The following is a 23,113-nucleotide window of genomic DNA, read 5'->3' on the forward strand; positions in this document are numbered from 1 at the left end:
ACCTCTTTAATGTTATAAATATCCCGGAGTGGGTTCCAGACCAAAGCTCATGGCGCCGGCATTCAACAAAGTTGCATCGCCCATAAAGGCGTGCTGTGTCACCACGTTGCTATCATTGACAAAACGACTAAACACGTTATTGGTATAAATGGCCGTCATGCCTGCCAGCATTTGCATTTTGCGGGTTACTTTTGAGGCCACCCGTGCTGCATGGGTACAGGACAAGCGCATCTGGCTGATTTGCTCAGGTAACGGCTGTTGCCCTTTTAAAATCACGTCCCAGACCGCATCCATGGTTTGATAAAACCATGCTCTAGATGCCAAAAATTCTGCTTCTGCCTTTGCAAATTCATATTGCGTAACTGGTCGATGCGCAATTTGTGCGCCACCTGTAATAGATGATTTTCCCGGTGCCAGATTTTTAAATTCTTCCAGTGCAGCGGCAGCAATCCCAATACCCACCACAGTTAAAACCTGTGTGGCAAAAGATAAAGAAGGATATTTAAAAAATGGTTCCGGTAACTTTGAAGCTTCACCGCGTACAAAGGTCCAGTCTTCCTGAACCAGTACATCATTCACTATCAGATCATGGCTACCTGTGGCTTTTAAGCCCACCGTATCCCATGTCATTTCGATCTGTACCTGATCGGCAGGCATCACCGCCATTCGAGGCAATCCTTGTGCTTCCGATCCTTTACACGGAGAAATACCTACACCGATAATATCTGCGCCCATACAACCACTAGAGAATTTCCAGCGACCTTTAACCAGCATGCCATCCTGAGTGACTTGAGCAGGTTGAGGCGGAAAAATCCCACCCGCAAAAACCACATCGGGACCATCCTGATAAATTTGTGCCAAAGTAGCTTCCGGTAAACCAGCAAGATAGGCCGGACTCATACCAAAACTGGCTACCCACCCTACAGAACCATCGGCCGTGGAGAGTTTCTCGATCAATTCACAAAATTCTCTCGGAGTACATTCTTCTCCACCAAAACGAGCAGGAACCAGTGCGCGATAGACACCAATTTTTTTCAACTTATCGATGATGTCCAAAGAAACATAAGCCTGTTCATCAAACTCGCCTGTCACCGCACGCTCTCTGATTTCCTGACATAAGGTGTCTAAATCGACATCATCATTCAGATTATTACTAATACTTACCATGGATAGGCCATTCATATTTTCCGGCTCCTACTAATTTGCGTTTGCCCTATTGACCAGATATGTCGCAATGGCACATAACTGTTCATCAGCATCATGTCGGGTGACAATTTGAAGACCGACGGGATTGCCATCCGCAGTCTGTAAAGGAATGGTGACGGCTGGATGACCTGATAAATTAAAAGGTCGCACCAACGCCGTCATATTTAAAAATGCGACTGTATTTTCTGCATCGGCAATTTTTGGTGGAATTTGCGGTAAAGTGGGCATTACAATGGCGTCATACTGCTCAAGCAATTGATCAATAGCCTGACTAAACTTTTCTCGTACTAGATTTGCAGCATTGACATCTGCACTGGTGGTTTTAGAGGCTTTTAACAATCGACCTGCCACGTCTTCGGCAACATCTCCACTTGCTACCAAGTGCCCAAATGCCTGCCATGTTTCATAATTAATAATTTGCATCCCTGCACTGTACGCTTCATCAAACGTTTCGATTTGAACATGGGGAGAATGCTCAAATCCGGCTTGCTTGAGAAACGCTTTCACCACTTGCCACACTTCATCTTCTGCACTCACATCAAGCATCACCAGATTAGGTGTTTTGACTGCCACAGCATTGACAACATCCTCTTTGAAACTAGGATCAATTATTTGCATAGCCTGAACAAGATGATCCATATCATTGGCAAATGGCCCCACACAATCTAGACTAGTCTGTTCAGGCAATACGCCTTTACGGCTGACTCGGCCAAATGTCGGTTTTAAACCAAACACACCGCAACAAGCAGCAGGCATACGGATCGATCCCCCCGTATCCGTACCAATTGAAAAGTCAACCAGATTTGCGGCAACCGCAGCAGCAGAACCACTGGAAGACCCTCCAGGAATCAGTTCTGGATATTTCGGATTAATCGCTGTACCAGTAAATTTATTAATGCCAGTAATACCATAAGCAAGTTCATGTAAATTAGTTTTACCGATGATTTGACAATCAGATTTTAGAATTAAATCCACAATCTCAGCATTTTCTTTTTTTATTTCACTATTAATTAATGCACGACTTCCAGCAACTGTTTTAAATCCGGCGATATGAATACTATCTTTAATCATGACTTTAATAGGACCTTCCCCTAAAATCATTTTTTCATAAACAATATTATCCATACATTCACCTTTTACTGTAAATTTCATCACTAGATTTAGAATTAAAATGCGTCAAATTAGTTGAAATGTCAATTAATTTTTAAGAGATAAAACTTGGTGCACACCTACTTTTAGATAGCACCAAAAATGATCAAATAAAATTATTAAATATTATAAAACAACATCTTATTATTATTAAAAAATCAGTCGAGCAAAACCTTTTAGCATTAAATATTAACTTTAATAGTCAATAAGTTTTTATAAAAAAATTATTGCACTATTTTTTAGCAAAGCTATTTTTTTTAAATATGCACCATGATTTAACATCTATATAATTTTGCTTTTTTTTGATGCATAGATTTGCAATTTAATAGAGCATTTAAAATTTTATAATTAAAAAATCATGAATCATGAAAAATATAATTAACCGTATATTCTCATTTAAAATCGGATTATGACCATAAATAGATCTAGCTGCATATTATCTCTACACAATAATATATTACTGATTATTTATTTTAATTACATATATCTAGATTAGCAGAACTGAAAAATTTCATAAGACGATTAGGACTGTAGTAGATTAGAATTGTAATAATCTAGTTGTATGAAACTAATCAGATGTAAATTGAGCAAAAAGACTCAAAGAAAATTACTTAAGTTTTTTATAGCAAAGGGCACTACTAGAGTAGAGCAGCAGCAGATTTACTCGGTATTCAACCTAACTCTGCTGCATTGCTTTATAGGAAAACTCGGCAAGTTATTTATTTATCATCTATCTTGACCGAGATGCGACAGAAGTCTTTAATGGACAAATTGAGCTAGATGAGAGTTATTTTGTCGGTGTGCATAAAGGAAAACGTGGGCGTGGCGCTGTGGGAAAAAGTAGCTGCATTCTGTATGCTTATACGTGATGGCAAAATTTACGTCAAGATTGTGACAGATATTAAGACAGTAATCATTAATGCCGATAATTACTAGGACGTGTTCTCAATTAAAGAATTAGTTTAAAGACTTAAGATAACCCCTTAAACTATTTTATTTCTATATTTTTCAATGGCACGTATTTAGATTACAGGGCATCTTGGATCAAGAATGGGTACTCATTGAGGGAAACCACATACGCGTGCATCAGCATGCAAATGGAGCTTGACATGGTTTCGAGCAAGCAATTATATAATCACGCGGTGGATGAACAACAAAATTACATCTTGCAACCGACGCGAATGGATTACCGATTGATTTAAAATCACCGGGGATGAAGCCCACGACAGTCAAGTTGTAAAACAACTAATTGATAGTGTAGAAGCAGCAGATTATTTGCTTGCAGTTAAAGGATATGATGCTGAAAACATCAGGATATTCGTAAAAAATAAGAATATGATCCCAGTTATTCCAATGAGATCAAACAGCAAGAGATTGAGTAAAGAGTTTGATAAATATCTATATCAATTGAGATATTTAGTTGAAAATGTCTTCTCTAGATTAAAACATTTCCGTGCCATTGCAATCCGATTTGATAAACTTGCACGAAATGATCAGTCTATGGTCTACATCGCTTGTATGTTTATTTGGTGCAAGACCAAATGAGGACATACCCTAATATGATATGAACAAGAATAGATAGCTGAGTTATTCAGTATTTTGCATATATAGACCTATTTCCACAAATACCCACATAGGAAAATAAATCAACAAAAATGAATATAATTAAGCTTAGATTTAATATATGAAAAAGAAATGAACTCACTGCTTGAATTGGTCGGAATGAAAGGATTTGAACCTTCGACCCCTTACACCCCATAAAAGTTTTTCACTATCCTGCTTATTCCGATTGAATCCTATACTATTTCACAAAACAACATAATACAATGATTTTACATTAATTTTAAAAATAATGAGTCCTATAACTTCCAAACCAATCCTGACCTAGCCAAACTCAATTGGCAACCAATTGGCAACCAGATATAATATGCTTAAACCAGAATGGAGATCGTACTTGGCGAACATAACAGACAAACAAATGAATGTAAAATCGGCTGATAAAGATATCTGGTTAAATCAGGTTGCTATTTGGGGACATGGTAGCCTCATTGCCAGAATTACTAAAAGCGGTGAGCGACTTTTCTATTTTCGCTATCAAAATGAACAGGGAGAACGAGTCACCTATCCAATTGGTACTTATAGCCGTTCTGGTAGTGATGGCACAATGACATTAGCCGAAGCTACTCAAAAAGCAACCTATCTAGCTGGCTTACATAAATCAGGTATCAGAAATATTAAAGAGCATCTGGAGGCTGAAGAACTTGCCCGTACCAAAACGAGAGATGCCGAGATTGCACGTCTTGACCGAGAGAAAGCTGAAGCGGATGCAGAAGCTGCTCGTCTTGCTTCACGCTTAACAGTTTCGCAATTATTTGAACGCTGGACACAGCTTGAAATTTCACAACGTAAAGATGGTGGTAGTGAAGTCCGCCGTATGTTTGAAAAAGATGTCTTACCTTCTTTAGGTCATCTTTATGTAGCTGATGTACAAAAATCTCATATTACTGAAATCACAGATCAACTGATGGCAAGAGGTGTCAATCGTATGTCTAAAGTGATTTTTTCACTTCTACGACAGATGTTTAACTTTGCCATTGAGCGGGATTATTTACAGATTAACCCTACGGCAACCATCAATAAAAGTAAGGTCTTTGGTAAAGATAATGAAAGAGATAGAATCTTAAATGAAGATGAAATTGTTATGTTATCCAAATTGTTACCAGCAGCAAACTTACTAGAATCAACTCAAATTGCTCTATGGGTTTGTTTATCTACTTGTTGTCGTATTGGAGAAATACTTTCTGCCGAATGGCGTTATATTGATTTTGAAAAAAGAACATGGGTTATACCAGCAGAACATAGTAAAAATGGTAAACCACACACTGTTTATCTATCTGATTTCACAATCAGACAGTTTAAACGATTGCATCAAATCAAAGAGCATGACACTTGGTGCTATCCTAACCGAAGTAAAACAGGTGCAGTAACAACCAAAACTGTCACCAAACAAGTAGGTGACAGGCAACGTGAAAATGATGCCCAGGTTATTCATGGTCGCACCAAATCCTTTGACGCACTGAAACTAATTGGTGGGTATTGGACACCACATGATCTACGCCGTACAGGGGCTTCAATGATGGTACGTTTAGGCGTTACCCCAGATGTAGCTGACCGATGCCTAAACCATACAGAACAGTCAAAGCTCAAACGAATCTATATTGTTTACGATTATGCAGATGAAATGCGCGAGGCGTGGGATTTATTAGGAAACAAGCTTGATATTTTAATTTCCAAATGAATAATGAAATGATAATAATATATAGCTTTCGATCTAGATCTTTTTGGATACTTATTTTGAGGCACTTTATTTCATGTATTAGCCTCTGATTTATTTTAACCTATACCGCTGTTTAGGGCTTTTCGGTTTATCCGGAATCGTACGCTCAATCAGACCTGCCTCTATTGCCGGTCTAAGATAATTCTGCTGGAAAGATGCCCTGTGAGATAATTGAAGCAAAGACATTAACTCTGTCAAGCTATACTCTCTATGTTCCATAGCTGAAACTAAACGTTGAACATAGTCATCATCTTGTACGGTAACTTGATCGGTAGCATGTACGGTGGCTTGGTCGGTTGTTAATGAACTTTGAATCGCATCGAAGATCATCTGTAGAATGAACTCTATAAATGGTGCTGAATTAGTCTGATCAGTACTGGCTTGCAAAGCATCATAATACGCTCGTTGATTCTGATAAATCAGACTTTCAACAGGGATATTAGCAAATATTGGATTCCACTTTGTTAGTATTAATGTTTGCCAAAGTCGTCCCATGCGACCATTCCCATCGGCAAAGGGATGAATAAATTCAAATTCATAATGGAACACACAGCTTTTGATTAAAGGATGTTCTTCACTCTGGGTAAGCCATTTTAATAGGTCAGCCATTAAACGGGGAACCTGATTAGCAGGTGGTGCCATATGCACCACTTGATTACCTGCCATAACACCTACTCCACCATGACGATAATTTCCTATCTCATCAATCAAACCTGTCATTAAAACTTGATGGGCTTCCAATAAGTCATGCTCATCCGTTGGCTGCCATAGCTGAAACTGTTCATAGGCTTTGATGGCATTACGGACTTCCTGCACCTCTTTAGGTGGAGCAATCACAGGCTTACCATTTAGTATTGCTGTGATTTGCTCTGTACTCAGTGTATTTCCTTCTATTGCAAGTGAACCTTGAATAGTTCGGATACGGTTAGCTTTCCTCAGTTTCAAGCTGTCCTGAATTTCCTCTAAAACAGTCAAACGCCCTATATTCTCACTGATCTGTGAAATCAGATGAATGATTTTTGAAGTGATGGTATAAGGTGGTTGGTATGTCATATTTAGCTACCAAAAATCCTAATCTGATTGGGAATTTTTCAAAATAAACTCTTTGAGAAAGGCTGCAATTTTCACATTGACCCTAAAAAGAGGTATTGTCGCCCCTTCTTCTTTCTCAAAATATAACTTTGCCTTTGCTTTATCTACTGTACTTAATAAAACATCAAAACGTGCAAATTCATTAATATTATTTTCATTGACGTGTGCATTGATCAACTGTCTTAATTTGGTTTCATCTATACCAAATGAAGTCGCAATAGCATGTATCTCATCCTCTTTAGCTTTAAATTGATACTCTGTAATGAAATCTCTAAATGACTTACCTTCTATGAATTGTACATCGCCACGCTGAACATCATGTAAAAAGATATTGGCAATTTTTTGTTCATCATGCGTTAAAGCTGCAAAGCTCTTATGCAGTTCATTCAATGCTTCTTCAACTGATATCGCTTTTTCACCTTCATGCAATGCTTTTAGGTATTTGGTAAAGCGACTATTCATGTAATCCGAATCAATCTTATCAGTATCAATCTCTGTTAAATAGCCTTCTATTTCAAATGGCACATTGTCTCCACCTCCACCACTTCCACCTTCAGAAAATAACTCCTTATAACGTAAAGCAAGAATTAAATATGTCTGCTCGTCTATTGCAAGCAATAACGGTGGTTCTGTTGAATCCATTTCATCTGAATTATATGTTCGTTTATTCCAATTAAAGCCTTGGATTTTTGCAGCTTGCAGATGCTCATTGAATTGCTTAAATAGTTTTGCAAACTGACCACAAGCCGCTTTATCTTTAGGTAACTTTTCAAAATTTTTAATACCTGCATGTTTAAATAGTAGCGCTATATCGGAAAAAATAGAATTTAATTTATTTAAGTTGTCTTGCAGCTTATCTACAAATAAAGCTAAAGGTTTATCTCCTGAATATAACTTCACTGCTGCATCAATATTACGTTTCATGGTGTGTGGACGTCTGTAATATCGAATGATACCGAATGGCTTATCTTTACCAAATAAGCGGTTTGTACGTGAGAATGCTTGAATCAAGTTCGCATACTCAAGCATTTTATCCAAATACAAAGTATTGACCCATTTTGAGTCAAAACCTGTCAGCATTTGATCAACTACAATCAGTAAATCCAGTTGTTTTTCAGGTGTATGTTCTACTCGTTTATACAACTCTTTATGTGCTAAACGGTCTGCAATATCTCGCTTCATTTTGGCATGGGTGGCTAAACTAAACTCCATACCGTAGCGAGTGTTATAGTCACTAATGATCTCAACTAAACCGTCTTCTTTAAATTTCGCATGTCCATTATTATCAATATTTGGGTCAAACAATGCTGTAATTTTCAGCTCAGGTTTTAGCTTCTTAAACAAACGATAATATTCAATTGCTTCGGCAATACTACTAGTGGCAAACATGCCATGAAATTTATTATTTTGGCTGTATTGCATCCAGTTTTCTAAAATATCCTCCACTACTTTATTCTGATGTGCTGGTCGACGATACTGTTCTGTTGGTAAATAATCCTCAATCCCTTTGACATAATTGTTGGCTTTGTCCCAATGACCCGCCATAGCAACCTGACTTTTATCCATAAAGCGCAAATAGATTTCTTTCTTTTTAGGATCATCTAAAGCTTCTCGAACAGTATTGGCTTTTGCTTCATCCAAAGCCACAGCTTCTCGTAATTTTGAATCTTTATAGGTTGAAATCAAATAAGGATCAAAACCCAATACGTTTTTATCTCGAATACCATCAGCGATACTGTAACGGTGCAATTCATGCCCGAATACGGTCGCTGTAGTATTCATATTCTTTTCATTTTCTTCTTGAATCGGTGTGCCTGTAAATCCAAAGAAGACTGCCTGTGGAAAGGTTTCTTTAATAGTAATCAGCATATCGCCAAAAGTCGAACGGTGTGCTTCATCCACAATAATCACAATGCGCTTTTTCTGCATCTGCTCAATATCATGGGCTTTTAATCCACCCTCTTCCTGTTTGATATTACTCATTTTTTGAATAGAGCTGACAATCAACACTTCATTCGGATTGTTGCTTTTTAACTTGCTGATCAATGCATGAGTATTTTCAGTGGACTGTACAAAGTCCTCTGTATCTGCAAAGTTATTATATTGCTCTAATGACTGTGTACCGAGTTCAATACGATCCATCAAGAAAATCACTTTATCAGCATCTTGAGAAGTCGCAATCAGATAAGCAGATTTAAAACTTGTCATCGTCTTACCTGAGCCAGTCGTATGCCAGATATAGCCACCCAAACGGTCTCGTCCATCCCACTCGATACGAGCCACACGGTCAGAAATTGCACGTACTGCAAAGTATTGGTAACTACGCATGACCTTCAATATGCCATCGGTTTTATCGGCTACGGTATAAAAACCGATAAGCTGATGCGCCATAGGAATAGATAAGAAATACGCTGCAATGTCTTTCCAATAATTCATTGGCTCATTATTAAAATCTGCCCAATTGAAATAATAGTCTGAGTTAAACGAACCATCCGGGCCAGGATTGGCAAAGTATTTGGTTTCTTCGGGATTCATAGCAACAAAGATTTGTACTAATGAAAATAGCCCTGAAAAAATACCAGAACGGGCATAGTTTTCGATTTGATATGTTGCCTGACTCACAGGTACACCGGAGCGTTTTAGTTCGACATGAAATACAGGCATCCCGTTAATGAGCAACATAATGTCGCCACGTCGGTCATTTAAAATGGGTGATGAGGTTGGAAATTTTGGTTGTTGTACGATTTGGTAGCGACTTTGCCCTGCTGCAATTTCCTGGCGGTCATAAATACTCAGGCTGATTTCTTTACTCAAATGCAAAATATCATTAGGATTATCTCGTTTAATCGCAACGGATTTACCGTTAATAAAGCCATTGAGTGCCAACGGTGTACGCAAATTTTTAATTTGTTCTAATATTTGTGCCATTTCGGAGTCGGTGAGTGGCTGACCATTCAGCCGATCTATACCGCTGTTATTTTCAAACAGAATATTTGCCCAGTTATTGATTAAATCCTGTTCTGTTGGATTTTTTAAAACCGTACTGTCCCAGCCCTTGTTAAAGAGTGTTTCGATAAATGCCTGTTCAAATGCTGCTTCGTTTTTAAATGTCATGGTCTATTTGCTTTTATCAAGTCAATTTATAAAAAGTCTCCCTTTACAAAGGGAGATTTAGAGAGATTCAAACAAACATTTTTTCTAAAAATGCCTGTTTTAGATTTTTTAAGGTTTGGAGCTGTTGCTGTTGTAGCACTAGGGTTTCATCAAGTTTTTTAAAGAATTGACCGATTTTTGATTGCTCTTCATCACACATTGGAACTAAAATTTCAACATTATTAATTTCATTCTTATTGATTTTTTTAGGAAATGCAATGTGTAAAGTGCGTCGCCAGATTCCCTTTTGCACAATTTCAGATGAAATAGCTTTTACTAAATACTCGGGGTTTACTTTTTTGGGTTTAAGTAGAGCCAAACTAACATAATAAGCCAACTTTTCATCTGAATTCACAATATTGGCTGTACCAATATCACCGATTCGGGTCATTAAGATATCATTCCTAACAGGAAAAACACTAAAGTCATTTTCAAAATCTTCCTCTGAAATATATTTCTTAGACTGTAATGAAACAATATTTTCAACACTTAGGAACATTATGCCTGAACTAGTATATCTAGGTGTTTGATGGGTTCCATCATAAATATCAGCAATTTCACCCAAGGTCGTTTGTTCCCAATCCCCACTAAACCCTTTTAACCGAATCTCAGGTTGCTTACTTCCAACTTTAGGAAACATTTTTTCCAACATCGCTTTTTTTAGGTTTTGGATTTGAATGAGCTTCTTTTCATGTAAAGCAATCGATTGGTCTAGGTTTTGGAAAAAGTTACCGATTTGGGCTTGTTCGGTCTTATCTGGTACCAATGTTTCTATTTCGATCAGATTACCTACAGCTAATCCAGGCTGTGCTGATTGACCAGAATATTGTCCCAGATTCATTGTTCCAAATAGGTGATACAGAAAGCTTGTATCGTTACTGTTATTTGCCTTTACTGCTACTGCATGTTCTGTAAAAAAAGCCTTTCCGTAGGAAAATTGCATATTGCCACATAAGGCTCCTTGACGACCAATCAGAGCAAAGTCACCGTCGTGATTATAAGTGTCAGTATATCCTCGTAGACCATTACCACCGTACACAGGATAGTCACCTGATGAAGTGATCTTTTCGGCTTTGATAAACTCACCACTACGGAACTCGCTACAAAGCTCGCCTAGCCTAAATTGCTTCCAAACATCAGTAAATCCTTTAAACCGTACTTCAGGACAATTTTTTATAGTGACTGTTTTGTTTGTAGCCATCATTTATCACCGCCTTTTTTAATTTGGCTTATCACCTTATCAAAGTCAGAGATGATTTTTTGTTGTTTATTAAATTCTTTGTATTCACCGATGGCTTTTTGTTTGGCTCGCTCGTGTGACACTTGCCCATGTCCATCTAAAATCTGATAGCGGTTAAATGTCAAAAATGCATCCACACTTGAGGCAAAATCCTGCATGGACAGCAGCGTTTCATCCTCTAGTAAACGTTCCACATAATCAAAGTAGGCTGATACATCACGTTCTAAGCGTTTAATTTGTTTATCAGATAAGTAGTTTTTGGCAATGGATACATCAGACTGTAAAATCCGCCCATCAGGGGCATTTTTCCATGTGGTCAGCCCCATGTTATCTTTAGTTTGATCGGCATGGTTATAAACAATTTCCGCTGCTGTTTGCCCTGTAATGGCAAAATGAAACTTGTTTTGTACCGTTGCATAAAAATTTTTAGTGATCTCTGAATTTTTATCATAGTCAAAGGCAATTTCCGCAAACACGTCGGTAACCTGTTGCCATATTCTGCGTTCACTGGCACGGATAGAACGTACCGTCTCCAGCAATTCACGAAAATAATCCTTGCCAAAAATTGTTTCGCCTTGTTTCATCCGTTCAACATCAATCTTAAAACCTTTTTGAATGTATTCTTTTAAGATATTGGTTGCCCAGATGCGAAACTTGGTGGCTTTTTGCGAATTGACACGGTAGCCGACTGAAATAATCGCATCCAAATTGTAAAATTTAACTTCTTTGGTCTGTGTCTTTCCTACAATTGCGCCGTGTTGAGTGGTATTTTCCAAAATGGAAATAACCACTGCTTCGTCCAACTCACCTGATTCAAAAATATTTTTTAAGTGTTTGCTAATTGCCGGGATTCCGACATCAAATAAATCAGCAATCGCTTTTTGTGTTGCCCAAATGGTTTCGTCTTTAACAATGACTTCAACTTTTTCGTCTGCTTCATAGAGTAAAAATTGTATTTCATTCATTGTATATCTCCTCGCAGCAAGCTTTGAAACTGCGCCAAACCTTGCAGATCAAAGTCATCACCTGTAAGGTCATCAATCAAGTCAGCAAGGCTATTTTCCGCTTCGGTGAGCTTTTGTGTGGTTTCGGTATAGGTCACAGCATACTTATCTGCCAACGCCTGCACCACATCGGTCAAATGCTCAATCACTTCATTCGGTAACGCCAAAATGGCAGAAACAATCGGTTGCACCCACTTCACTTGCAACAATTCCAAAACTTGAGAATCATCCAAGTCTTCAATTGTGGTCTTGGTTAACAAATGCAAGGCGTTGCTATCCGCTTTAATCTCTGCTTTTAGCTCTTTTTCCTGAGCAAGCAAATCCTCTACTTGCAACAACTTCGCTTCTAAAGAATCCTCCGCAAAAGTGAAGTTAACCTGTAAAGTTTTTAAATAGGCTTTGACTTTGGGTGCTGCATAAGTACCATTTTTATTGGCTTCAATCTTCGACCACTGCACTTCTGGATGTGCCTGTACAAATTGTTCTTGTTCAGGCTTCTTGGCTTTATTGCCAAGTAATTCTAGTAATTCATTGAGTGCACGGATTTCAGTAGTTTCTATATCTTCAAATGCTTGTTTTAGTGCTTTAGCAATTTCTGCGGTTACAAAAGCATCATTGGCATCGTTTAACAAGGATTCTTTTTCTTCTTCGGACAAAGACTCCATAATCGCTTCGATTTCAGCACTCGCTTCAATTAAAGCTCGCTCTTTGCTTTGTAAGGCAGTCAATTCATCTATTAACAAATGCTTTTGCACCAAATCAAACGGCAAAACATAACCAACCCAACCGTCCTGAACTTCTTGCTCCTTGCCATCTTTCTTTTTGATAATAATGTTTGGATTTACAATTTTGGCAGCGTTCAAACCTTCAGACTGTATAATTTCCAAGTCACCTGCAATACTTTGCCATTGATCGTCCAAAGCCTGATATGCCTGATATTTATCGACTAGAGAAATATTTTCCAAACGCTTGAAAATATCCAGACTCAAAACATTTTCCTGCTGTGCAATATGCAAAGTCTGCATTTTGCCAATTAACTCAGCTTTTAAATAATCATGGAAATTGGCAAAAGCCGTATTAAATTGCGTTCTAAATGTCTGAACATTGACATGTTCATGAATGGCCTGATTGATCTCAGTTGTTGCTAAATCAACATAGGGCGTATCACTGTCTGTAAATAAATCTTGGCGCAACTGCGGGAATGCCATCCAATACTTAGCATGTGTATCAATTTCTTTTTTAGGAATACCACCAAACATCGTGGCATAAATATCCCACGTTTCAGCCTTTGCAGATGAATCGACATAACGAGGAATATTTAAGTTATAGCCTTGCTCACGGATTTCTTCCAAGCTGACCAATTTAGAAAATTGATCAATATTCTTACGCTGAACCACCGCATCAACAATTTTTTTGATATTTGATGCCTGTAGATGGTTATTTTTACCAACTTTGATAAAGCCTTTTGATGCATCAACAATTAAAACATCACTGCTTTGGCGACGTTGTTTTAAAATCACAATCACAGTTGGAATGCCTGTACCAAAGAAGATATTGGCAGGCAACCCGATGATGGCATCAATATGTTTGTTTTCAAGTAGATTGGTACGAATACGTTCTTCTTCACCACCACGGAACAATACACCATGTGGCAGAACAATCGCCATAATGCCATCGGGTTTTAAGTGATAAAGATCATGCAGTAGAAACGCGTAGTCTGCTTTAGTTTTTGGTGCTAAACCAAAACGAGCATAACGTGGGTCAGATTCTTTATTCGTTGGATCCCATGCCTGAGAGTAAGGAGGATTCGAGACAACGGCATCAACATACAACGGCTCGTAAGTATTGATTGGATCATTGTCATCAAAATACGGCCAGTCATCCTCTAAAGTATCGGCATTACGAGCCACAATATTGGAGGGTAAAATGCCACGCATCACCAAGTTCATACGAGTGAGGTTATATGTATTTTCTTTTAACTCTTGAGCGTAGTATTTGATTTTATTTGCATCATTGACATGCTTGGCAACAGAAGTACCAATATTGATCAACAATGAACCCGAGCCACTTGTTGGATCGTAAATTTTGATTTCTTGCTGATCTTTTAAATGATGTGCAATGATTTCAGACATCAAAATAGATACTTCATGGGGCGTATAAAATTCTCCCGCTTTTTTACCAGCATTAGCAGCAAACGAACCAATCAAGTATTCGTAAATAAAACCAAGAACATCATAGTCTTGCTTGCTACTCATTGGAATAACTTTAATGAGTTGTAACAAGTCACTAATCGCTTTAGTCTGACTGTTTGAACTGTCTCCAAGCTTACTTAAACCTGTTTCTAATGTTTTAAAAATGCCTTCAAAAACTTTTTTATGTGATGGGCTGATTGAACGTGAAAAAGCAGAAAGAGCATCACGTACATTGGCAACCTCAAAATCATTACCTTTTTTCAGCCATGTCGAGAACAGATTGTCATAGGCAATAAAATAACCAATACTGTCTTTAATAAATTCAACTGTTTGTGAATCTTCTTCTGTGAGTGCTTCAATGTTTGCCTGACTAAAGTCATTTGCCACTAAGAAGCTTTGTTCTTTGTCTGATAAAAACTTGTAGAACATGAATCCTAAGATATAGTCTTTATATTCATTTGCCTCAATCTTTGAGCGCATTTTATTTGCTGAATCCCAAATTTTGGAAGCGAGTTGTTGCTTGTTCATAAGTTGTCTACAGTTATTAAATTGGTTTAGAGCTTTCTTAAATATCCAAGAAAGCTAGTATTATTTGTATTCTCTCTAATTTAGGATAGGTTCTCAACTTATAGTTTTTTATTTTTAACTTATAAACAAAAGAAAATAGATCAAAAATCAATACGAATATCTAAACAGCAATGCCTTATACGGTAAGGATCACCTGACTTATGATGAATGTGTTGAGAATAAAAAATTGAACTTGTATGTTCATCGAATTCAGAAGTAAAATTTTCTAATCGATTTTTAGGATCTTTCGCTAATTCTTTTAGATGAGTATCCCAACTTTGCATCACGTCTTTAACTGAGTATTGTGTCTTATTCAAGTAAATTAGTACACCACCACTTTCAAATTTCCCACCAGTTGAGTAATCATTTATCAACTGATATAAACCTTTTTGATGGTATCTATTTCCATCGTACAATTTAGCTTCACCAATCCATTTAAATTTTTTTGATTGATTCTGCACTAAAATATCAACGTGTCCTTTATTATTGGGGTCATGTGAGGAGACAAAACCTTTTGCGTCAAGGTGGTCAACTATCCTACAAGAAATATCATCTTCTAACTTTTTTTGTAATAAAATGATATGCTTCTTTAACTCATCAATATCCTTAATATTCGTTTCAGCAGATTCACACAAAGCTTTATAAGTACTAACCACTGAATTCTTATTAAGGCTGGAATAAATACGTTCCGCAGCCTCATCCAAAACTTCTTCTAGAAGCTCTAAGAATTCATCATACTTTTTTACATTCCGAATTTTATATAATCGCAACACAAAAGGATCTTTCATACTAAAACGTGTCATTTTTATGATCCAAAAAATTCTGTGTTACGCCAAAAAAATATATGACCTCATCATAAAACTGTTCTTCAGTTAACTCCTCACCAGTAAAAGGGTGTGAAAAAGTATTTGAATCAATCATTCTGTTTACTTTGTCAAATTTTACTGGAACAAATCGTGCTTCTACTTCTCTCCAAGCAGAGAAGCCTTGCTCAAGAATATCAATATCCTCCCTTGTCAAATAAAAAACACTCGAAATAAAATCTTCATCGCTAACACTATGATCAACATTCTCACGCAGTTCATCAAAGCTAAAAGTTACCTCAAGATCCCGTCCTGCAATGATCAGATAATCTAATATTAAAAGACAGCTCAATTTTACATCAGAATATTCAGAAAATTTCCGACTCCTAATTACTTGATGAAAATAGCTATCTCTTAATGACGAATTCATATGACTGTTCTATTCGCTAAGATCTTGTCAATGATGAATAGATAATCATTATAAGATTTGATATCAAAAATATGTGCTTCATATAAATTTTTTTCTCCTGATATAGCTTTATTAAAATAACGATAATGCACACCAGTATAAACTTGTGGCCATGTATTTGTGATTCGCTCAAAACGCTTACTTATCCGATAAGGACGAATTTTACCACCCAAAGCTTCTTCAGCCGCTTTACCTCTAAGATGATATTCAGCTTTACGAATATCACGAGCTCGATCTCTTAAAGTTTCATGATGATTATTCTTCGAAGTAGAAAATGATGCTTTTGTAACCTCTCCTTCTCCATTATCATAAAAGTTTTGGATAGTAGTATAAAGATTTATAAACTGTGTTTTATCAGGAATACGACAATTTGTGACTCCAGCTTTGCGAATAGCCTTGTTAATACTCACTCTCAAATTATGAAAAAATTTATCAACGGCATTTGCTAAAACTATACTACCTAGATCTAACTGTAAAATTAAACGTTTATTCTTAATATCAATAGCCAAAGCATCAAAACAAGTAATTTTTACAGGACGATAACCTATTATTCGACTATACTGACCTAGCACCTCTTCGCCTAAATCACCTAAGTCACTCATAGTTAGTTCCTTACGTTCAGAGACTTCACGGACTATTCTAAAATTATAAAAAATTAAATTTTCAGTAATTTGATGGCATGAATCTGCTATGTATTCTGTACTATCAAAAGAAGTACTATCACTATAGACCTTGATAAATGCCTCAATAAATTCCTGAATATTATCTTCAGAAAGATGATCATATACCATAACAATTTTATTATCATAGCGAATATGATTTTCTAAAAATACTGTTAATTTTTCTTCTATTTGTGATGCTTTTGTATCACTACATCTTACTGCTTCATTAGTAAGTGATCCCCATCTATGTGCTACATCAACTCCGGCTTTTTCAAATATATTTTCAATGATATCAAGATCTATACGTCGTTCCTCACAAAGTTTAATTTTATCTACTAGACTCTTCCGTGGATGTTCATTACTTTCATCAGTTTTAATCGTCAATTGTGCTGTCATTTTTCAACTTTTTAAAATTTAACCCTTACTAAAATTAATATATTTTTATCAAAAAAAAAAGCTGAATTTTAATCCTAGCAAAAATAATGGGCAAACAGCCCCTTTAAAGCTAATGTTAATTTTGGCGATTAGAGAAATCTGCATTTTTCTAGGGAGGATTATGAAAAGCCTATTTCAAACGAGCTATGTGTGTCTAAATTTTTAGTGGCTATTCACCCAATCAAAAATAAATATAGTATTATTTTTTTACTGATTTTTTCATATGAAGAGCTGCAATAAAGCTAGAATTTTGTAGAAAAACAAATACAAGCTGACCCAACTAAATATAGTTTTAGTCCTGTTTTTCAGACAATTAGATTATTCTTTCCACTGTTTACAACAAAAAAAGAGAACGGCCTAGCCGTTCTCTTTTTTATTCAGGTGACAGATCTTACACTTTGCCTCAAGCCCTGTTGTAACCTTAAAGTATCATGAATACTGGATTGTGGCTGAGTTGATCGCTGTTGTGCTTGCTCAAATTCCTTAACTTGTTCTGGATAAAACTCCTCCGTAATCTCCACACCCTCATCCTCCTGTATCTCAAATACCGCATTGTTAAAACCAGCTCTGGCAATATAGTCCAGTGCATCCTGTTCAAATCCTGCCGCATTACTTTGTTGATCCAGTTCCTTTGCCATCTGAATGGCGTCTTTTAAATTGATCCCGTCACGCAAGGTTAAATCCACGTAATACACTGGAGTACGGTAACTCTGAGTAGTGGATTTTCCTCTTAAGGTCAATTGCAACGGTAAACAGGACAATAGGCAACTCGATGCAGCATGGTAATAATTCAATCGTGCTGCCAATGTGCGGATGCTATTATAGCCAGTGGTCCTAAATATAAATGTACCCAGTTCATCACTTTCATCCAGATTGACATGCAAACGACCATAGGGTTTACATTGTCCACTTTGTGCCAAAGGACATAAATCTGGTGATGGACAAGGTAATTGTTCTACACCTTGTTGTGTGAGTCGCTGGCAGGTTTCCCCATTACCAACACAGACCGGTCGGCCAGTCTGACGATCAAACAAGGTATATTCTGCCCGTAGATTGAGTTCCGGATCATTAAAAATCATACGTACTGGAATACTTCTGAGTTTTTGGTTAGAAGCTTTGGCTCGAAGCTGTTCATCCAGTGGATGTTTGACCCAGCCGTCCTTGTTCTGAATCTGGCTGGTAATCGTGAATTGATCATCCTTTTCAGGGAGTCGTTTGCCGTTCTTTTCGACTATTTTGCCAATACTGATACGGCCTAATACTGGTGGTGTAATCGCTAAACCTTTAATCATGTTGTGACCTCATATCTTAATCAATAAAATCCGAATCAATAAAAAGACCATGCTGTGGTACAGAATGGTCTGATTTATGATGTGTATAAGAAAAACTATGCTGATAAAATGTATGGCTGCATTTTATGGATTCATGCTGTGGCAGGATAAATATTAAAGCGTCTACTGCCGGGACGAGTTTGTGGATACTGCTGCAATAATTCAGGTTTTTCCTGTAACGCAGCCTTTTGATCCAGCACTAGACTGTCTTTAGATCGTTTCCATGTCACACTACCCTGACTAAACACGGCTCTTTCTGCATCTTTCATCAAGGCCTGAATACGATGTTTGAGATAATCGTACTTGGTCTGATGATCAGCCAGAGATTGACTCTCTTTGAGTAAATCAGGGAAAAGCTGATCAATCCCTACGACATTACGAAAATCTACAGTTTGCAAAGGTATATGTTCCGGATATAACAGTTGCAGGGCTTTGGCTGCCGATTCACTGGCATCAACTGAGGGTGGAATGTCCTTCTCCACACAATCCCAGAATATTCGTTCACTGGCAATCATACGCTGGATCACCACTTCATTACGCTGCACTTTATAAATCTTGGCTTCATGTCCACAGATCAGGGCACAGACATGTGCTGCTTGTTTGCCTGTCACCGCCAGTTGATGTTGTACTTGTATCAATACATAGAGTGGGACACCGTCACGCCAGTGTTTAATACCCCATTCTCCGACGGATTTACATTCCAATACCTGTACATCATCACTGCCCACCACACTGTAATCCAAGTTCGCCAGCATAAAACTTTTATCCGGATCGGCATGTTGTAGTACTGCATTGACCCGCCTAACTTTATGGCCGGTCTTTTGCTGGTAATATCGAGCAATCAGTGGTTCCAGTTGCTGTCCCCAGTATAAAGGTGAATAAGATTTGTCCTGTGCATATTCGGCAGGCGTAGCGATACGTCCAGTTTTAATCATCCACAGTTCCAACATGGATTGATGTGGATTAAGTCCGCAGGCGGTGGCTGCATCACTGCTGCCAATACCCTGTTTTCTGACCTGTAACCATTGCTGCCGATCCATACGTTTGGTATTGATTAAGCGTTTGGCTGGAGAATATCCGGAGATAGGCCGTAACGACTGATTGATAGGAATACTACCGCTGGAAATATTAGGCTGATGATTCATAATGACCTCAATGAATTGAATTTTCTTAAATTTATGCATAAAAAAACCATGCTCCTTGGGGAGCATGGTTTTTATAAATTATTGATTAATTTTAGCTTAAGATGATAAACAGCAAACATGTACGGTAGCTTGGTCGGTGACCGTACATGCTAGTGTATAAGCTACCGTACAAGCTTAGGCAATTAAGCCTAAAGCCTGTTCCAGACTACGCTGTTTTAAACTGGCACCTGCACCAAACCATGCAGAGTCCAGTCGGTGATCTGTACTCATGGCACGACGTTCGTGATCGGTGTATTCGGTCATGGCACAGAGTAAGCCATAGGCTGTGCCTTTGGCCGAGGATAATTCCGCACCACGTCCCTGACCATTAAACATTTCCATGACTTTAGACATGGCTTTGCCATTCGGTTCAGTTTTATTGGCTGTGGTTGCTTTAGCTTGATCAGCAACATTGCGATAAAACCGGATCAGATTATCATCCTGTTCGGCAGTAGTTAAGCTACTATTATTAAATACCGCATCAAAATAAGCGGCAGCTTCACCTTGCGAAACTTTACGCAAACTGAGTTGCTTCATTTCATACATATGTTCATCCCATGCCCGAACTGAAATACCGAGCTGGGTTTTTACTACTTCTGCATCAAACTTGGTACTGTGTGGGACTTTAACTATACCAGTATTCGCGTGCTTACCTTTTAATGCAATTGCTAGGGTGTTATTACACACCACTCGAATATCAGTAAATTGTGCTGTGGTTGCCAGTGTGCCATCACATGCTGTTGCCAATAAGATATAGCCATGACTGACATCACCACCACGTAAGGCATGTGATTGTCCGGTTCTTGCCAAAGCCCAGAATTTTTTACCACCTTTAAGTACGCCTGCGGTTTCCAGTTCAAAACCGGATTGCTCAGTTAAATCCCGATAGAATTCCAATATTTCAAGGGGCTGCACTTCCTGATAACGCTGACTGACTACAGATAGTGGTGCATGGGTATCGGAACGATATAGTACCCGTTGCTCCTGATAGGGCATAATAATATTTTGTCCCCGCTGATTCTGTGCCATATAACTGACATCCGAAGATTCAATGCGCCAGTCCATACCGGCTTCTTTTGCCCAGACTTCAATTGGCTGGTTCTGACTCAGTTGATGACCCAGACCATGCCATGGGGTTTCGCCAATATAAGCCATTTGTTCAAGTTGATGTGCCATTGCGATGATTCCTGTAAAAATATGAATTTGATGTTATTAAGTCGGTAGAATTAAAGCGGAAAGCTGTTATTGCACTGTTGGCAATACCCGATCATTTTTGTTTTTAAATCAGTTAAGTGCTTTTTCTTGACCACATACTGACAAACACCCCCGACGATTGCACCAGCAACACCACCATAGATCGGAGAAACACCCTGACTTTTTGCCAGTCCAGCACCTAATGTCGCTAAGGCTGTTGGGGTTAATTGTGCATCGAGATCAAAATCCGAAATATTTCGATTGCTAGAAAATTGTTGGGTGGTATTGTGGGAGCCACAATAAGGACATGGTATTGTCATTGATTTCATCTCCATAAATAATTGATCGATTTAATTAAATCGTGACCTGCCTTTAAGGCAGGCATTCATGGAGATGTTGTGTATTTATAATATTTTTATTGCTGATTTTACTTAACTTGCCTGCATAAATTTAAGCAGGCAATCCCGTGCCTGATTCAATTGCTGCGCCTGTTGCTCAATTAATTGCCGAACACTGGGCGGTAATTGCTGATACTTATCCGGATGAAACTCGGCCATTTTAATCCGGTATGCTTTTGTCACATGATCTACAGTCAATTGATCGCTATTCACCTGTAGTAAGTCACAAGCCTGTTGAACCTCTATCGGTAATTGCTGTGATGATGAAGCAAATCCCCTCTTGTGTAGTGATTCCTGAAAACCGGACATCCTCTGATCAAATAGTTCAAAGAATCTTTTCATATCGCTATCATTCAAATGCAAGTGATTTGCCAAAGAGAAAAGATGATATTCAATTTCCTGATCTGACCAGTTATCGATATACATCAATTGTAAAGCATATAACATGATATTAAATCTTACTGGCAAATCTAGTAATGAATACTTCTGACGCAATTTATCCAGTATTTCGGACCAATCTGCTACAGCTCGTCGCTTTAGATAATCAGATAGATGTTGTCTTTCAACATCTGAAAATTTATTAAAGAACTCAAGGATAAATTGCTGTGTCTGATGATCACAATACCCATTCCGGACACTGCCAATATAACGCAGACAATCAGCAATGGTATATAGAATCGTAAACATTGCTAATGGATCACTTTCACTGGATTGTGAGCCAGAGGAGGCATGATCATTGGCAAAACCACGTTGCTGTGGCCCGGCAGAAGACTGATATTGCTGGTTCTGACTGGCAGAAGCTGTATGTTGCTGAAATATTTCCAGCAATTCCCGTAAACCCTGTGCCAATACTTCTGCATTACGCTTGTCTAATTGTGTCAGATCAATCGCCTTTTGATCATTAATATATAGACTGGTACTGAAAAAGCCTTTATCCACGTAGAATGATGACATGTGTTTCCAGAAGAACACCCGGGTATCCATAAATGGCTCATGGAGGATGATTCCACGCTCTGTAATACATAATCCATCTTTGGCACTACCGAACACGGTATTATCCAGCAGCAACAGCACCTCAACCGATAACATCGCTGGCGGAATATAATGTCTTGCTCCGGTCAGCTTATCTGGTGGAATATTTGGTGCAATATAAATTTTATCCTCTTGTCTGAGTATTTTAAAAACATTCGACTGCTGCATGTACTGAACAAAGGTCTGATTTAACATAGTGTTGTCCTGTTATGAGCCGATTAAAAAATCCAGCCAAGTAATTGAAATGGCCACGTTAATGCCCGCCCAAATAAATAAGCTTTCATTCCTGTACCAAATTTTCCCATCAGGCTAAACCAGTAGAACACAGCAATAATGATATAAACTAAAAAAACAAATCGTTTCATCTTTGATTACCTGCTTAATTTGGCTGCACAGGCATAAATGACCTGTTCTACAACTTGTGGATAATCATCAGATAGAGTTTTTTCCCCTTTTGCCATCTCTTCAAACTGTTGTTCGCCATAATGCGTTTTCATTTCTTCATAAACACAGTTGCAAATGTCTTTTTCTCCAACTGTTGACTTACATGCTCGTTTAAAATCTTTCTCGACGCTTGAACTACAACCCACATTGAAACAACTTGCCACCACAACCAAAACAGCCATAATATTGAAATTATTCATTATTAATTTCTCTTAAAATAT

Annotated in this window: 19 protein-coding genes, 1 tRNA gene and 1 pseudogene; 3 read left to right on the forward strand and 18 right to left on the reverse strand. The window is 37.9% G+C overall.

What is annotated here, in order from left to right; all coding sequences use genetic code 11:
* Positions 1–12: 12 nt before the first annotated feature.
* Together CAP51_RS02595 and CAP51_RS02600 are read right to left on the reverse strand one after the other, a co-directional pair.
* On the reverse strand, positions 13–1,182 hold the full coding sequence (locus CAP51_RS02595) for an acyl-CoA dehydrogenase family protein (RefSeq protein WP_087619191.1): 1,170 nt from the start codon (positions 1,180–1,182) through the stop codon (positions 13–15).
* Positions 1,183–1,197: 15 nt separating this feature from the next.
* A complete protein-coding gene (locus CAP51_RS02600; RefSeq protein WP_087619192.1) occupies positions 1,198–2,331 on the reverse strand; it encodes an amidase in 1,134 nt (377 codons plus the stop codon).
* Positions 2,332–2,917: 586 nt separating this feature from the next.
* On the opposite strand from CAP51_RS02600, the pseudogene CAP51_RS17445 reads away from it, so the two are divergent.
* Positions 2,918–3,292, forward strand: a pseudogene (locus tag CAP51_RS17445) (IS1595 family transposase); the annotation flags it as partial.
* A gap of 266 nt (positions 3,293–3,558) precedes the next feature.
* Positions 3,559–3,900, forward strand: a complete 342-nt coding sequence (locus CAP51_RS17680; RefSeq protein ID WP_087619193.1) for a transposase — start codon at positions 3,559–3,561, stop codon at positions 3,898–3,900.
* 169 nt (positions 3,901–4,069) lie between these two features.
* Here the strand turns inward: CAP51_RS17680 and CAP51_RS17285 are convergent.
* Positions 4,070–4,143, reverse strand: a tRNA-Pro gene (locus CAP51_RS17285).
* A gap of 166 nt (positions 4,144–4,309) precedes the next feature.
* Between CAP51_RS17285 and CAP51_RS02615 the strand changes: the two genes are divergently transcribed.
* Positions 4,310–5,653, forward strand: a complete 1,344-nt coding sequence (locus CAP51_RS02615) for a site-specific integrase (RefSeq protein WP_087619194.1) — start codon at positions 4,310–4,312, stop codon at positions 5,651–5,653.
* A gap of 90 nt (positions 5,654–5,743) precedes the next feature.
* On the opposite strand, the gene CAP51_RS02620 is transcribed toward CAP51_RS02615, so the two are convergent.
* The 15 genes from CAP51_RS02620 to CAP51_RS02685 form a co-directional block, all read right to left on the reverse strand.
* Positions 5,744–6,745: a Fic family protein gene (locus CAP51_RS02620; RefSeq protein ID WP_087619195.1), complete on the reverse strand. Its 1,002-nt coding sequence runs from the start codon at positions 6,743–6,745 to the stop codon at positions 5,744–5,746.
* Positions 6,746–6,763: 18 nt separating this feature from the next.
* Positions 6,764–9,898 carry a type I restriction endonuclease subunit R gene (locus tag CAP51_RS02625; RefSeq protein WP_087619196.1) on the reverse strand — a complete coding sequence of 1,045 codons (3,135 nt, stop codon included), beginning with the start codon at positions 9,896–9,898 and terminating at the stop codon, positions 6,764–6,766.
* A gap of 67 nt (positions 9,899–9,965) precedes the next feature.
* Positions 9,966–11,141, reverse strand: a complete 1,176-nt coding sequence (locus CAP51_RS02630; protein ID WP_087619197.1) for a restriction endonuclease subunit S — start codon at positions 11,139–11,141, stop codon at positions 9,966–9,968.
* Positions 11,138–12,142, reverse strand: coding sequence for a virulence RhuM family protein (locus CAP51_RS02635; protein WP_087619198.1), 1,005 nt, complete (start codon positions 12,140–12,142; stop codon positions 11,138–11,140). The genes CAP51_RS02630 and CAP51_RS02635 overlap by 4 nt, the downstream gene beginning before the upstream one ends.
* Positions 12,139–14,901, reverse strand: a complete 2,763-nt coding sequence (locus tag CAP51_RS02640; RefSeq protein WP_087619199.1) for a type I restriction-modification system subunit M — start codon at positions 14,899–14,901, stop codon at positions 12,139–12,141. Before CAP51_RS02640 ends, CAP51_RS02635 begins: the two co-directional genes overlap by 4 nt.
* A 140-nt stretch (positions 14,902–15,041) precedes the next feature.
* Positions 15,042–15,743 (reverse strand): hypothetical protein, encoded by a 702-nt coding sequence (locus CAP51_RS02645; protein WP_087619200.1) that lies wholly within the window; start codon positions 15,741–15,743, stop codon positions 15,042–15,044.
* Positions 15,730–16,173 (reverse strand): hypothetical protein, encoded by a 444-nt coding sequence (locus tag CAP51_RS02650; protein WP_087619201.1) that lies wholly within the window; start codon positions 16,171–16,173, stop codon positions 15,730–15,732. Before CAP51_RS02650 ends, CAP51_RS02645 begins: the two co-directional genes overlap by 14 nt.
* Entirely contained in the window at positions 16,170–17,270 is a 1,101-nt protein-coding gene (locus tag CAP51_RS02655; protein WP_087619202.1) for a hypothetical protein, read from the reverse strand. The genes CAP51_RS02650 and CAP51_RS02655 overlap by 4 nt, the downstream gene beginning before the upstream one ends.
* A gap of 416 nt (positions 17,271–17,686) precedes the next feature.
* The gene (locus tag CAP51_RS02660; RefSeq protein WP_087619203.1) at positions 17,687–18,601 is read right to left on the reverse strand and encodes a recombination directionality factor; all 915 of its coding nucleotides are present in this window, start codon (positions 18,599–18,601) and stop codon (positions 17,687–17,689) included.
* A 131-nt stretch (positions 18,602–18,732) separates the two neighbouring features.
* A complete protein-coding gene (locus CAP51_RS02665; protein WP_087619869.1) occupies positions 18,733–19,785 on the reverse strand; it encodes a YqaJ viral recombinase family nuclease in 1,053 nt (350 codons plus the stop codon).
* A 174-nt stretch (positions 19,786–19,959) separates the two neighbouring features.
* On the reverse strand, positions 19,960–21,000 hold the full coding sequence (locus CAP51_RS02670; protein ID WP_087619204.1) for a DUF932 domain-containing protein: 1,041 nt from the start codon (positions 20,998–21,000) through the stop codon (positions 19,960–19,962).
* A gap of 50 nt (positions 21,001–21,050) precedes the next feature.
* On the reverse strand, positions 21,051–21,338 hold the full coding sequence (locus tag CAP51_RS02675) for a hypothetical protein (protein ID WP_087619205.1): 288 nt from the start codon (positions 21,336–21,338) through the stop codon (positions 21,051–21,053).
* 111 nt (positions 21,339–21,449) lie between these two features.
* On the reverse strand, positions 21,450–22,643 hold the full coding sequence (locus tag CAP51_RS02680) for a J domain-containing protein (RefSeq protein WP_087619206.1): 1,194 nt from the start codon (positions 22,641–22,643) through the stop codon (positions 21,450–21,452).
* A gap of 23 nt (positions 22,644–22,666) precedes the next feature.
* Complete coding sequence (locus tag CAP51_RS17290; RefSeq protein WP_171294714.1) at positions 22,667–22,813, reverse strand: hypothetical protein; 147 nt, start codon at positions 22,811–22,813, stop codon at positions 22,667–22,669.
* A 6-nt stretch (positions 22,814–22,819) separates the two neighbouring features.
* A complete protein-coding gene (locus CAP51_RS02685; protein WP_087619207.1) occupies positions 22,820–23,092 on the reverse strand; it encodes a hypothetical protein in 273 nt (90 codons plus the stop codon).
* Positions 23,093–23,113 lie beyond the last annotated feature (21 nt).

It is taken from the genome of Acinetobacter populi, from assembly GCF_002174125.1.
Lineage (GTDB): Bacteria > Pseudomonadota > Gammaproteobacteria > Pseudomonadales > Moraxellaceae > Acinetobacter > Acinetobacter populi.

What these genes read in the sequence shown, in the direction of transcription:
- CAP51_RS02665 (WP_087619869.1), bottom strand. Translation starts at nt 19,785, where the DNA reads ATGAATCATCAGCCTAATATTTCCAGCGGTAGTATTCCTATCAATCAG.
- CAP51_RS02670 (WP_087619204.1), bottom strand. Translation starts at nt 21,000, where the DNA reads ATGGCACATCAACTTGAACAAATGGCTTATATTGGCGAAACCCCATGG.
- CAP51_RS02600 (WP_087619192.1), bottom strand. Translation starts at nt 2,331, where the DNA reads ATGGATAATATTGTTTATGAAAAAATGATTTTAGGGGAAGGTCCTATT.
- CAP51_RS02685 (WP_087619207.1), bottom strand. Translation starts at nt 23,092, where the DNA reads ATGAATAATTTCAATATTATGGCTGTTTTGGTTGTGGTGGCAAGTTGT.
- CAP51_RS02635 (WP_087619198.1), bottom strand. Translation starts at nt 12,142, where the DNA reads ATGAATGAAATACAATTTTTACTCTATGAAGCAGACGAAAAAGTTGAA.
- CAP51_RS02645 (WP_087619200.1), bottom strand. Translation starts at nt 15,743, where the DNA reads ATGACACGTTTTAGTATGAAAGATCCTTTTGTGTTGCGATTATATAAA.
- CAP51_RS02660 (WP_087619203.1), bottom strand. Translation starts at nt 18,601, where the DNA reads ATGATTAAAGGTTTAGCGATTACACCACCAGTATTAGGCCGTATCAGT.
- CAP51_RS02630 (WP_087619197.1), bottom strand. Translation starts at nt 11,141, where the DNA reads ATGATGGCTACAAACAAAACAGTCACTATAAAAAATTGTCCTGAAGTA.
- CAP51_RS02640 (WP_087619199.1), bottom strand. Translation starts at nt 14,901, where the DNA reads ATGAACAAGCAACAACTCGCTTCCAAAATTTGGGATTCAGCAAATAAA.
- CAP51_RS02675 (WP_087619205.1), bottom strand. Translation starts at nt 21,338, where the DNA reads ATGACAATACCATGTCCTTATTGTGGCTCCCACAATACCACCCAACAA.
- CAP51_RS02625 (WP_087619196.1), bottom strand. Translation starts at nt 9,898, where the DNA reads ATGACATTTAAAAACGAAGCAGCATTTGAACAGGCATTTATCGAAACA.
- CAP51_RS02595 (WP_087619191.1), bottom strand. Translation starts at nt 1,182, where the DNA reads ATGAATGGCCTATCCATGGTAAGTATTAGTAATAATCTGAATGATGAT.
- CAP51_RS02655 (WP_087619202.1), bottom strand. Translation starts at nt 17,270, where the DNA reads ATGACAGCACAATTGACGATTAAAACTGATGAAAGTAATGAACATCCA.
- CAP51_RS02620 (WP_087619195.1), bottom strand. Translation starts at nt 6,745, where the DNA reads ATGACATACCAACCACCTTATACCATCACTTCAAAAATCATTCATCTG.
- CAP51_RS02680 (WP_087619206.1), bottom strand. Translation starts at nt 22,643, where the DNA reads ATGTTAAATCAGACCTTTGTTCAGTACATGCAGCAGTCGAATGTTTTT.
- CAP51_RS02650 (WP_087619201.1), bottom strand. Translation starts at nt 16,173, where the DNA reads ATGAATTCGTCATTAAGAGATAGCTATTTTCATCAAGTAATTAGGAGT.
- CAP51_RS17290 (WP_171294714.1), bottom strand. Translation starts at nt 22,813, where the DNA reads ATGAAACGATTTGTTTTTTTAGTTTATATCATTATTGCTGTGTTCTAC.